The sequence below is a fragment of the Kitasatospora sp. NPDC059571 genome, assembly GCF_042735675.1.
In the GTDB taxonomy this organism is placed as follows: domain Bacteria; phylum Actinomycetota; class Actinomycetes; order Streptomycetales; family Streptomycetaceae; genus Kitasatospora.
This window is the reverse complement of record NZ_JBHWBW010000233.1, coordinates 1-11,737: the sequence shown is the minus strand read 5'-3', so window position 1 is coordinate 11,737 and position 11,737 is coordinate 1. Positions and strand designations below refer to the sequence as shown.

Sequence of the window (11,737 nt, the reverse complement as noted above, 5' to 3'; positions counted from 1 at the left end):
GACAGGGCTCGACGCACGCGGCCGTCAGGCGGCGACGGTCACCCGCTCGGGCTGCGGGGCGGGCGCGGCGCCCAGCAGGTCGCCCGTCGGGTTGTCGTACGCGGTGCGGTCCAGCGTCTTCTCGCGCGCCGCGACCAGGATCGGCACGACCGCCTGGCCGGCAACGTTCGTGGCGGTTCGGACCATGTCGAGGATCGGGTCGATGGCGAGCAGCAGGCCCACGCCCTCCAGCGGCAGGCCGACCGTGGACAGGGTGAGGGTCAGCATGACGATCGCGCCGGTGAGGCCCGCGGTGGCGGCCGAGCCGATCACCGAGACGAAGGCGATCAGCAGGTAGTCGCCGATGCCGAGGTGGATGCCGTACACCTGGGCGACGAAGATCGCGGCGAGCGACGGGTAGATCGCGGCGCAGCCGTCCATCTTGGTGGTCGCCCCGAACGGGACCGCGAAGGAGGCGTACTCGCTCGGGACGCCGAGGCGCTCGGTGACGCGGCGGGTGACCGGCAGGGTGCCGACCGAGGAGCGGGAGACGAAGGCGAGCTGGATGGCCGGCCAGGCGCCCTTGTAGAAGTTGAGCGGGTTGAGGCCGCCGGCGAACCGCAGGAGCAGCGAGTAGACGCCGAACAGCACCAGGGCGCAGCCGATGTAGACGTCGGCGGTGAGCGTGGCGAACGGGGTGAGCAGATCCCAGCCGTACTTGGCGACGGACTTGCCGATCAGGCCGAGGGTGCCGAGCGGGGCGAGCCGGATGACCCACCACAGGGCGGTCTGGGTGAGTTCGAGGACGGACTCGCTGAGCCGGCGGACGGGCTCGGCCTTCTCGCCGATCTTGAGGACGGCGGCGCCGGTGACGACGCCGAGGAAGACGATCTGGAGGACGTTGACCTCGACGAAGGTGGTGGCGATGTTCGTCGGGATGATGCCGGTCAGGAAGTCGATCCAGCTGCCGGCCTCCTCGGGGGCCTTGAGGCCCTCGGTGGAGAGTCCGGCGCCCTGGCCGGGGTCGGTGAGCAGGCCGAGGGCGAGGCCGATGCTGACCGCGATCAGCGAGGTGGCCAGGAACCAGAGCAGGGTGCGGACGGCGAGCCGGGCCGCGTTGGCGACGTTGCGCAGGTTGGCGACGCTGACCACGATCGCGGTGAAGACCAGCGGCGGGACGGCCAGCTTGAGCAGCTGGACGAAGGTCTTGCCGATGGTGTCGAGGGTGGTGGTGAGCCAGGCGACGTCGCCGGCGCGGGCGATCCAGCCGAGCAGCAGGCCGAGGGCGAGGCCGCCGACGATCTGGACCCAGAACGGTGTGGTGCGGATGCGGGCCAGGATGCCGGGTGCGGCGGGCGCGGTGGGCGCGGTGGACATGGGTGTGCGACTCCGGGGCGGGGGTGGCAGGCGGGGGGAGGGGGAGGCGCGGCGGCACGACGGGACGCGCGGGCCCGAAGGGGCCCGGTCCGGGGAGGCGTGCCGCCTAGATACAGCCGAGGGCGCCGGGGCGGACGGCGGCGCCGGTACGGCGGGGGGCGCGACAGGGGCGCTGGCCGGCCGACCCTCCGCGCAGGCGCGGGCGGCAGGGGGCGAGCGGGGTGCTCGTCCCGTGCTGGTGCGCGGCGCCTGGGGTGGTCATGGCCGGAAGATTAGCAGTAAACATTTGAGATGTTCAAAGCTGTTGTTTGAGATGGGCCACGAAGCAGCCGCGCGCGCCAAGGGCCCGATTGACCCGGCCGGTCAGTTATACGTATAACTTCAGGCATGGGCTATCTCGCGCTGCTCCGCGCCCCGCACGTCACCAGGCTCCTTCTCGGCACCCTCCTCGGCCGCCTCCCGGCCGGCATGACCGGCCTGGTGATCGCGCTGGCGCTGCGCGAGGCGGGTGCCCCGTACAGCCGGATCGGCCTGGCCACCGCCGCTTACGCGGTCGCCGCCGCGGTCGGCGGGCCGGTGCTCGGCCGGCTGGTGGACCGCAAGGGCCAGCCCCGGGTGCTGCTGAGCACGGCGGTCGTCGCCGGCCTCGGCTACGCCCTGCTCGCGCTCGCCCCCGGCTCCCCGGCCGCCGCGCTGACCGGCGCCGCGCTGGCCGGGCTCGCCATGCCGCCGCTCGAACCGTGCCTGCGGGCCCTGTGGCCGGCCGTCGTCGCCGAGGAGCAGCTGGACACCGCGTACGCCTTCGACTCCGCCTCGCAGCAGATCCTCTACGTCGCGGGCCCGCTCGCGGTGGCCGGCATCACGGCCGGTCTCGGCCCGTCCGCCGCCCTGTGGACCGCGGCGGCGCTGGGCCTGCTGGGGGCGCTGGTGGTGGCGACGACCGCCCCGGCCCGGGCCTGGCGGGCCCCGGCCCGCTCCGCGTCGGCGGGCCTGCTCGGGCCGCTCCGCTCCCCCGGGCTGGTGCTGCTGCTGATCGGACTGGCCGGGGCCGGCTGGACGGTCGGCGCGCAGAGCGTGCTGTTCATCGCGTACGCCGAGCAGCACCGCGGTGCACTGCCCGGCGGGGCGGGCCTGCTGCTGGCGCTGGCGGCGGTCGGCGGCCTGGTCGGCGCGCTGGGCTACGGCGCGGTGCGCTGGCGTTCGAGCACGGCCACCCGCACCTGGGTGATCGCGCTGCTGATGGCGCTCTCGTACCTGCCGCTGCCGCTGCTGCCCGCGCCGGCCGCCATGGCGGGGCTGGCGCTGCTGTCCGGGGTGGGCCTGGCCCCGCTGCTGGCCGCGGCGTTCGTGCTGATCGCGGAGCTGGCGCCGGCCGGCACGGTGACCGAGGCGTTCGCCTGGCTGATCACGCTGTTCGCCACCGGCAACGCGGCCGGGTACGCGGTCTCCGGCGCGCTCGTGGAGGGCTCGCTGGCGCAGGTCGCGTTCTGCGCGGTGGCCGGGATCGGGCTGGGCGCCCTGCTGCTGTTCGGCTGCCGGGGGTTCTTCCGGCCGGCCGCGGCGGCCGCTCCGCTCACCGGCGCGCCGGTGCCGGCCGAGGCCGCGGCGGCGCACTGACCCCGCGGCGGGCCGGCGGTCAGCCGGCCCGGCGGGTGGAGTCGCGGACGACCAGCGCGGTCGGCAGCGGCGGCACGGCGGCGACCGGGCGGCCCTCCAGCAGGTCGGCCAGCGCGGTGACGCCCCAGCGGCCGAGCTCCTCGCCGGGCAGGTCGACGGTGGTCAGCGGGGGGACGAGCAGGCCCGCCACCGGGACGTTGTCGATGCCGATCACCGAGACGTCGTCCGGGACGGCCAGGCCGAGGTCGGCGGCCGCCTGGTAGAGGCCGGAGGCGACCACGTCGTCGTCGCAGATCACCGCGGCGGGGCGGTCCGGCCGGGCGAGCAGTTCGCGGGCGACGATCCGGGCCGCGGGGGCGCCCTCGTTGAGGCTGACGCCGGCCTCCAGCACCTCCAGCCCCTCGGTCGCCGCCTCGAACGCGGCCTGCCGGACCCGGAAGGTGTGGGCGGAGAGCGTGGAGCGCAGGTGGCCGATCCGCCGGTGCCCGAGCGCGGCGAGGTGCTCCACGGCGGCCCGCATCCCGCCGCCGACGTCGAGTTCGACGGTGGGGCGGACGGGGTCGAGCGCCGGGTCGGCGTCCAGGTACACGGTCGGGGTGGCGTCGGGCAGCCCACCGAGCTGGCTGTCGTCCGGGGAGCAGACCAGCAGGCCGTCGAAACGGCCGGCGGTGGCGGCCTCGGCGAGGGTGGCGCCGTCCCAGCCGGAGCTGACCACGACGGCCAGCCCGCGGCGGTGCGCCTCCTCGTGGGCGCCGGAGAGCACCCGGCCGAAGAACGGCCCGAGCAGGTTGGGCACGGCGAGCATCACCATGCCGCTGCGGCCGAGCCGCAGCTGCCGGCCGGCCGCCTGCGGGCGGTAGCCGAGCCGGTCGGCGGCCTCCCGGACCCGTTCGCGGGTGGCCTCGGAGACCCGGTGGCCGCCCTCCGGCCCGGAGAAGACCAGGGAGACGGTGGCCTGCGAGACACCGGCCAGCCGCGCCACGTCGCGCCCGGTCGGGCGGCGCGCGGGCCCTGGCACGTCAGTTCTGCTGGGCGGCGGCGCGGGCGGCGTCGTCGGCCGCGTCCTCCTCGGCGTTCTGCGCGGCGATCCGCTTCGCGGTGCGGGTGCGCATGCCGTCGACCTTGCCGGCGATCTGCTCGGACATCGCGTCGCGCTGCCGGCTGAGCGCCACGTAGCTGATCGGGGCGGAGACCAGCCCGGCCAGCAGCACCAGGAAGACCACGCCGGAGCCGCCCGCGACCGGGATGACGCCGAAGTGGCCGAGCAGCAGGGCGATGAGCAGGCAGCCGAGGAAGATGCTGGCCCGCAGGGAGGTGTAGCGGAGCGTGGCGTGCGACTTGCTGCTCACGGGTGGGGGTCCTTCACTGCTGGGGGTACGGCGGGCGGCGCCCGGCCGGTCTCGTCCGGTGCCGGGGTCACGACCTCCCAGTGAAGCATGCCCTACACCCGTGCCCGCACGGGGCCGCGCACGGGTTCAGCGCAGTTCGAGCCACATCGTCACGTCGTCGCGGTCGTCACCCGGTCCGACCCGGATCGCGCCGGGCACCCGGCCGACCTCGGTGTAGCCGCTGCGGCCGTAGAACTTCTCCAGGCCGTGGCCGCCGCGCAGAGTGAGCCGCAGGCCGGCCAGGCCCCAGGCCCGGGCGGCCCGCTCGGCCTCGGCGAGCAGCTCGGCGCCGTACCCGCGGCCCTGCAGGTCGGGGTGGACCATGACCCGCTTGAGCATCCGCCAGTGCTCCATGAGGTCGAAGCGCTGCGACTCGAAGAAGACCACCGCGGCGAGCCGGCCGGATCCGCTCTCGCGGCCGACCAGCAGCCGGTCGGGGCCGGCCGGGGCGAGGCCCGCGAACTGCCGCTCGGCCGTGGGTCGGACCCGCTCGGCGGTGACCGGCGGGACGAACCCGACCGCACCCCCGGCGTTGCTGACCGCCGTCCAGAGGTCGACGATCTCGGCGCGCAGCCCGGGGGTGAGGTCCGGGTCCAGGGCGAAGTCCAGTGTCATGACCGCCAAGGCTACCTGGCCCTTACGAGCGGCAGGGCCGGCACCGGGCGCCGAACGTCAGGCGGCGACCGGGGTCGCCGGGGTCGCCGCCCGGCCGCGCAGGGCGAGGCAGAGCAGCACGGCCACCGCGCACAGGCCGCCGGCCGCGTACCAGGCCAGGTCGTAGTCGCCGAAGCGGTCGCGCACCGCGCCGGCCAGCCCGGCGACCAGGGCGGCGCCGATCTGGTGGGCGGCGAGGACCCAGCCGAAGACGATCGGGGCGTCCGGGCCGAAGTGGCGGCGGCACAGCGCCACGGTCGGCGGGACGGTGGCCACCCAGTCCAGGCCGTAGAAGATCACGAAGGCGAGGATCGGCGGCTGCAGCGAGTGGCCGAACAGCTGCGGCAGGAAGAGCAGGGACAGTCCGCGCAGCCCGTAGTAGACGACCAGCAGCCGGCGGGAGTCGAAGCGGTCGGTGAACCAGCCGCTGGCGATCGTCCCGGCCACGTCGAAGATGCCGATCAGGGCGAGCAGGTTCGCGCCGGTGGTGACCGGCATCCCGTGGTCGTGCGCGGCCGGGATGAAGTGGGTGCCGACCAGGCCCGCGGTGGTGGCGCCGCAGATCGCGAAGGAGCCGGCCAGCAGCCAGAACGCCCGGCTGCGGGCGGCGTCCCGCAGCACCCGCAGCGAGCGGGCCAGTGCGCTGCCGTCCGCGACCGGCGGGGCCGGCGGCTCGGTGGCGCCGTACGGGAGCAGGCCGACGTCGGCGGGGTGCTCGCGCATCAGCACCAGGACGGGGACGGCCACCGCGGTCGCCGCGAGCGAGACGACCACCACGGCGGTGCGCCAGCCGTGGTACTCGACCAGGTCGGCGAGCACCGGCATGAAGATGAGGTTGCCCGCGGCGCCGGCCGCGGTGAGCACCCCGGTGACCAGGCCCTGCCGGGCCTGGAACCAGCGGCCGGTGACGGTGGTGGCGAAGGCCCCGGCCATCGAGCCGCTGCCGAGGCCGACCAGCACGCCCCAGCAGAGGATCAGCTGCCAGCTCTGGGTCATCAGCACGGTCAGGCCGGCGCCGACCGAGATCAGCAGCAGCGCGCAGACGACGACCAGCCGTACGCCGAAGCGGTCCATCAGGGCCGCGGCGAACGGCGCGGTCAGTCCGTACAGGGTGAGGTTGACCGACACCGCGCTGCCGATGGTGGCGTGCGACCAGCCGAACTCGCTGTTCAGCGCGTCCATCATCAGGCCGGGGGCGGAGCGCATGCCGGCGGAGCCGACCAGGACGAGCAGGGCGACGGCCGCCACCACCCAGGCGTAGTGGAGGCGGGGGGTGCGGACGGGCTGTCCGGTGGACGGGCGGGTGGTCAGTTCGGTCACGCAGGAGAGTCTCCCGGCCGCGCGGCGGGCGCACGAGTGGCCTGACTGCCAGCTTTCGTCAGGATCGGGCCACTCGGGCGCCCCGGGTCACTGCCCGGCGGCCCGCTCCAGGGTGCTGATCGGGCGGGCCAGCAGCAGCGCGGCGACCACCAGCAGGCCCACCGCGCCGCCGGCGGCGAGCACCGTCCGGGCGCCGAGCGCCGCGGCGGCGGGGCCGGCCAGCGCGGCACCGACCGGGGCCATGCAGACCGACCCGGCCACCTCGTAGGCGTGGATCCGGTTCAGTACCTCGCCCGGCACCTGGGTCTGCACGCTGGTCGCCCACATGACGCCCCAGAAGGTGGTGCCGGCCCCGGCCGTCAGGAAGCACAGGCCGAGCAGCGGCACCGGCAGGCCGAGCACGATGCCCAGCGGGTAGAGCGGGTAGGCCAGCATCGCCAGCGCGCCGCCGCGCAGCGGGCGCCGCGGCTTGACCCGGATGGCGAGCAGCCCGCCGAGCACCGTCCCGGCACCGAACGCGCCGTTCAGCAGGCCGTACGCGGTGGAGCCGTGCGCCGGGACGATCAGCCCGGCCGCGATCGGCAGCAGCGGGCCGAAGCACAGCACGCTGTAGAACATCCAGATCACGATGGTGCCCCACATCCAGGAGCGGGAGCGGAACTCGTGCCAGCCGACGACCAGGTTGCGCCAGAGGCTGTCCCCGGGCGGCGGGGCGGGGACGGGGCCGAGCCGCAGCGCGAGCAGGCAGACCGCGCTCAGGCCGTAGGCGACGGCGGCGAGCACCATCACCCAGCCGGTCGCGGCCGCACCGGCCAGCACGCCGGCCAGCGCCGGGCCGAGCAGCGTGGTGAGCGCCTCCGAGGTGCGCAGCACCCCGTTGGCGCCCTGGACGTCGCGGGCGACCAGCGGCACCGTGGAGGCGGCGCCCGGCTGGAACATCGCGGCGGCGGCGCCGGCCAGCGCGAGCAGGGCGTACAGCTGCGCCAGGCTGTCGACGCCGCGGAAGAACAGCACCGCCAGCAGGATCCGGGTGCCGAGGTTGACCGTGTCGGCGGCGATCATCAGCCGGCGGGCGGTGAACCGGTCGGCGAGGACGCCGCCCACCAGCACCAGGCCCGCGAACGGCGCCATCAGGAACGCCATCGCGTAGCCGACGCTGGCGAGCGAGTGGCCGGCGCCGAGCAGGCCGGCCGAGACGGCGACCGGGAGCATGGCGTCGCTCAGCAGGCCGGAGCTGCGGGCGGTGAAGTAGAGCCGGAAGTTGCGGGACCAGATGGCGGGGGCGGGGGCGGCCGGCCGGGCGGGGGCGGTGGCGGATCTCAGTTCGGGCACAGCAGCAGTTTTGGTGTAGACCACTTGGGTGGCCAGTGATTTACGGGTCACAATGTGGCGGCAACCGGCGGAAGGGAGCGCACGATGGCCGACGAGGCACCGGTGCACCAGGTCGCGGTGCTCGCGCTGGACCGCGTGATCGCCTTCGAACTCGCCATCCCCGCCAGGATCTTCGAGTCGGCGCGCGGCCCGGGCGGCGCGCCGCTGTACCGGGTGGCGACCTGCACCGTGGACGGCGGCCCGGTCGCCACCAGCTCCGACTTCTCGATCACCGTCGACCACGGTCCCGAGCTGCTGGAGCGGGCCGACACGGTGGTGGTCCCGGCCCAGCGGGATGGGGCGCGCGGCGTCGCGGCCGATGCGCTGGACCCGCGGGCGATCGCCGCGCTGGCCCGGGTCCGGCCCGGCACCCGGCTGGTCTCGATCTGCACCGGCGCCTTCGTGCTGGCCGCCGCCGGGCTGCTGGACGGCCGGCCGGCCACCACGCACTGGGCCTACACCGCGGAGTTCGCCCGCCTCTTCCCGCAGGTGCGGCTCGACCCGGACGTCCTGTACACCGACGACGGCGACATCCTGACCTCGGGCGGCGTGGCGGCCGGGGTGGACCTCTGCCTGCACCTGGTGCGGCGCGACCACGGCAGCGCGGTGGCCAACGCGGTCGCCCGGCACTGCCTGGTGCCGCCGTGGCGCGAGGGCGGCCAGAAGCAGTACGTGCAGGCACCGGGGCCCGCCCCGGACACCGGGACCTCCGGCACCGCGAACGTCCGCGCCTGGGCGCTCGACCACCTGGCCGAGACGCTGTCCCTGCGGGACCTGGCGGCCCGGGCGGGGATGAGCGTGCGCACCTTCACCCGCCGGTTCCGGACCGAGACCGGCAGCAGCCCCGGGGAGTGGCTGACCGTCCAGCGCACCGCGCTGGCCCGGCAGTTGCTGGAGGAGACCGACCTGTCGATCGACCAGGTGGCGCGGCGCTCCGGATTCGGCACCGCGGCGTCGCTGCGGCTGCAGCTGCGCGGCCGCCTGGACGTGGCGCCGAGCGCGTACCGGCGCACCTTCCGGGCCGAGCCGGCCCCGTCGGCCGCGGGCGGCGGGGCGGCGCGCACATCCCCGGCGCGCGCCGCGCCGCCGTCCGACCGGGCACACGGGGCCTGAACCCGCGCACCGGCGCTCCGCACTCGCCGAGGAGGCAGTCCGGCGGTGGGCAGCCGTGTCCCCCCGGTGCTACCCGCCGGGTCGTCCTCGGCGTCCCCTCGCAACGGATCGCCGCACCCAAGGGTGATCAGTCGGATACGTCACGTCAATGGGCTGTCCGAAATTCGGATCGGCGGCGGGAGGCCGCGGGAGTGCGGTGGCGGGGCCGGCTCGGAGCGGCGGGCGGCACGCCCCCGGCGCACGCCGGGCCGGTGTGCGGGGGGCCGGGCGGGGGGCCGGCCGGGCGGGTGGCTGCGGCGGCGGTGCGGGGAGGGGCGCGACGGCGGGTCGTGCGGGGCCGCGGCGGTGCGGTGCTCGCGGCGGTGCGCGGCGGGTGCGGGCGGCAGCGGGCGCGGCGGGTGTGCGGTGGGACGTGGTCCGCGGGGTGCGGGTCGCGGACCGGTCAGAGCTGCCAGGCAAACTCGTCCAGCACGGGCACCTCGGCGGGGACGGCGGCCGCGGCGTTCGGGTCGATCTCGCACCAGACGCGCTTGCCGGAGCCGTCCGGGTACCAGCCCCAGCGGTCGCAGAGCAGCTCGACCAGCTCCAGCCCGCGGCCGTTGGTGGCCTCTCCGCCGGCGTGCCGGGGCGCCGGGGCCGTCCGGCTGGCGTCCGCCACCTCCACCCGCACGGGGACTGAGACGGTGTCACCCGACACCGTGTCGGCCACCGGCATGGTGAGTCGCAGGACGGCCGGACAACCGGTGTGCACCACCGCGTTGGTGACCAGCTCCGAGACGACCAGCACCAGGGTCTCCGCCATCGGGGCGTCCGGGTCCAGGCCGTGGCCGCTCAGCCGGTTGCGTACCCAGCGGCGTGCCCTGCCGACCTCCGACGGATCCGCCTGCACCGCCAGTTGCACCTGTAGTACCTGCACCGCTCCACCACCCGCACTCGGTATTCGGCCACCCACCCCCTGACGCCCGGCCCGGGCGACAGGGGCCTTCGAGTGGCCGGGAGCAGAGCCCGCAGCGTCCGCGTTCCCTGCTTCCGGCCGCTCCTCATCAAGCCGGTCCGGTCGGCCGCGCACAGCGGGTGCGCCTGGCCGGGCCGCCCATGGCTTCGACACGAATACGCCTCAGGATGAGACGACCCAGGGGCCGCAGCAAGCGCTTCGGGCATATTCCAGCGATCGGGGGACAGCTCGGTGCATACTGTCCCGCTCACCCTGACGGGGTTCGCACCGGTGAGCGTCCGGCCGGGCGGAACTTCTGCACGAGCACAACGACGGTACCGCCACGGCACCCGAATGGGGCGTCCGCCACGACCGAACCGCCGTGCCCGGCCGTGTCGAGCCGCCGCGCCGGGGCGGGGCCCCTTCCAAGATTCTGACGATCCGAAACCTCCGTTCCCCTTCTTCGCACAATCCGCACGGTCGGGAAAGCCGCCGGGATACCGTGGTGCGAAGCACGGCCCGCGCAGGAGGGGAGGGGCCATGAGTACGCCCGACGAGCGGCTCCACCAGCGCCTCGCCCGCGGCGAGGAGGCCGCCCTCGGCGAGCTGTACGACCGGTTCGCCCCGCTCGTGCACGGTCTGGCCGCCCGCATCCTCGACGACCAGGAGGCGGCCGAGCAGCTCACCCGCGAGGTCTTCGCCCACCTGTGGACCCGCCCCGATGCGTACCGGCCGGAGGAGGGCTCGCTGCGCGCCTGGCTGGGCGCGCTCACCCACCGGCGCGCCGTCGAGCGGCTGCGCCACCGCCACGGCGGCGCACGGGTCGCCGAGCGGGCCGCCGCCCGCGGCTACCAGGTCGTTGCGGCCCTCCCCGAGGCGCTGCGCGAGGCGGCCGGCCGCGATCCCGTCCGCCGTACGGGCGGCGGCGAGCGCGGCGGCGGGTACCGGATGCGGCTCGGCCTGTACCTGGTCGCCCCCGAAGCGGGCGGCGGCCCGCACGGGCACCCCGGCGCGGTGACCGCGACCGGGGCCGGACGGCCCGCACCGTGACGGCCGGCGGGCGCCACGAGGACCTGCGCTCCCTGCTCGGGGCGTGGGCGCTCGGCACCTGCCCGCGGCCGGCCGCCGCCGAGATCGCCCGCCACCTCACCGGGTGCGCGGACTGCGCCGAGGAGGCCGCCCGGCTCACCGGCGCCGCCGCCGAGAACTGCACGGACGAACCGCTCGACCTCTCCGGCACGCTGCGCCGGCAGGTGCTGGAGCACTGCCTGGCCCGCCGCCCGGCGGAGCTGCCGATACCGGACTGGGCCGGCCCGTACGCGGCGGAGAGCGCCCGGCTGGACGCGCTGCTGTGCGACCTCGGCCCGGCGGAGTGGCACGAGGTCGCCGAACTGCCGTGGCACGGCGGCGTGCAGCGCTGGCGCCCGGCCGAGGTGCTCTGCCACCTGGCGGCGGTTGACGGCTACCTCTCCCCCGCCCTCGGGCTGGCCGACCCGATCGGGTACGGCGCGGGCGGGCCGGCTGTCCCGCCGCCGGCGCGCGTCCCGGAGCAGGGCCGCCCCGCCGGGGTGCTCGACCGCACCCACGCCCTGATCACCGCGGTCGGCGGCGACGACCCGGACCAGGTCCGCACCCGGTGGCGCGGCCAGAGCCACGCCCTGCTGCGGGCCGCCGCCCGGGCCGGCGGGGGCGACGCGCCGGTCGACTACGGCTTCGCCGTCCTGCCGCTGCGCGACGCCTTCCTCGACCGGGCCTTCGAGTGCTGGATCCACGGCGACGACATCGCCCGGGCGGTCGACTACCCGTACCCGCCGCCGGCCCCGCAGCACCTGCACCGGCTGATCGACCTCGGCGCCCGGATGCTCCCGCAGGTGCTGGCGGCCCTGCGCGGACCCGGGGCGGCCGGCCCCCGCCCGCGGCGGGCGGGCGCTGCGCGAGGGCTCACGCGGCCGGCCGGAGGCGGGGTGGTGATATCGCGGGTCGG

The 11,737-nt window shown here is 76.1% G+C and carries 11 protein-coding genes; 4 read left to right on the top strand and 7 right to left on the bottom strand.

Annotation, left to right across the window (positions count from 1 at the left end):
* Positions 1-24 precede the first annotated feature (24 nt).
* Positions 25-1,356 (bottom strand): dicarboxylate/amino acid:cation symporter, encoded by a 1,332-nt coding sequence (locus ACFV0G_RS23670; RefSeq protein ID WP_380551302.1) that lies wholly within the window; start codon positions 1,354-1,356, stop codon positions 25-27.
* A gap of 387 nt (positions 1,357-1,743) precedes the next feature.
* Between ACFV0G_RS23670 and ACFV0G_RS23665 the strand changes: the two genes are divergently transcribed.
* Complete coding sequence (locus tag ACFV0G_RS23665; protein ID WP_380551299.1) at positions 1,744-2,973, top strand: MFS transporter; 1,230 nt, start codon at positions 1,744-1,746, stop codon at positions 2,971-2,973.
* A gap of 19 nt (positions 2,974-2,992) precedes the next feature.
* Here the strand turns inward: ACFV0G_RS23665 and ACFV0G_RS23660 are convergent, their stop codons facing one another.
* The 5 genes from ACFV0G_RS23660 to ACFV0G_RS23640 form a co-directional block, all read right to left on the bottom strand.
* Entirely contained in the window at positions 2,993-3,991 is a 999-nt protein-coding gene (locus ACFV0G_RS23660) for a LacI family DNA-binding transcriptional regulator (protein ID WP_380551296.1), read from the bottom strand.
* Between the two features lies 1 nt (position 3,992).
* Positions 3,993-4,322, bottom strand: coding sequence for a DUF4229 domain-containing protein (locus ACFV0G_RS23655; protein WP_380551293.1), 330 nt, complete (start codon positions 4,320-4,322; stop codon positions 3,993-3,995).
* 126 nt (positions 4,323-4,448) lie between these two features.
* Positions 4,449-4,976 carry a GNAT family N-acetyltransferase gene (locus ACFV0G_RS23650; protein WP_380551290.1) on the bottom strand — a complete coding sequence of 176 codons (528 nt, stop codon included), beginning with the start codon at positions 4,974-4,976 and terminating at the stop codon, positions 4,449-4,451.
* 57 nt (positions 4,977-5,033) lie between these two features.
* Positions 5,034-6,335 (bottom strand): MFS transporter, encoded by a 1,302-nt coding sequence (locus tag ACFV0G_RS23645; RefSeq protein WP_380551287.1) that lies wholly within the window; start codon positions 6,333-6,335, stop codon positions 5,034-5,036.
* An 87-nt stretch (positions 6,336-6,422) separates the two neighbouring features.
* Positions 6,423-7,667: an MFS transporter gene (locus ACFV0G_RS23640; protein ID WP_380551284.1), complete on the bottom strand. Its 1,245-nt coding sequence runs from the start codon at positions 7,665-7,667 to the stop codon at positions 6,423-6,425.
* Positions 7,668-7,751: 84 nt separating this feature from the next.
* Here ACFV0G_RS23640 and ACFV0G_RS23635 point away from each other — a divergent pair, with 84 nt between their 5' ends.
* Positions 7,752-8,819 (top strand): GlxA family transcriptional regulator, encoded by a 1,068-nt coding sequence (locus ACFV0G_RS23635; RefSeq protein ID WP_380551281.1) that lies wholly within the window; start codon positions 7,752-7,754, stop codon positions 8,817-8,819.
* Positions 8,820-9,261: 442 nt separating this feature from the next.
* Here ACFV0G_RS23635 and ACFV0G_RS23630 read toward each other — a convergent pair whose 3' ends face one another.
* The gene (locus ACFV0G_RS23630) at positions 9,262-9,735 is read right to left on the bottom strand and encodes an ATP-binding protein (protein ID WP_380551278.1); all 474 of its coding nucleotides are present in this window, start codon (positions 9,733-9,735) and stop codon (positions 9,262-9,264) included.
* A gap of 558 nt (positions 9,736-10,293) precedes the next feature.
* On the opposite strand from ACFV0G_RS23630, the gene ACFV0G_RS23625 reads away from it, so the two are divergent.
* Together ACFV0G_RS23625 and ACFV0G_RS23620 are read left to right on the top strand one after the other, a co-directional pair.
* Positions 10,294-10,803, top strand: a complete 510-nt coding sequence (locus ACFV0G_RS23625; protein ID WP_380551275.1) for a sigma factor — start codon at positions 10,294-10,296, stop codon at positions 10,801-10,803.
* Positions 10,800-11,737: maleylpyruvate isomerase N-terminal domain-containing protein (locus ACFV0G_RS23620; protein WP_380551272.1), on the top strand; the 938-nt coding region annotated here is incomplete at its 3' end. The genes ACFV0G_RS23625 and ACFV0G_RS23620, both read left to right, overlap by 4 nt.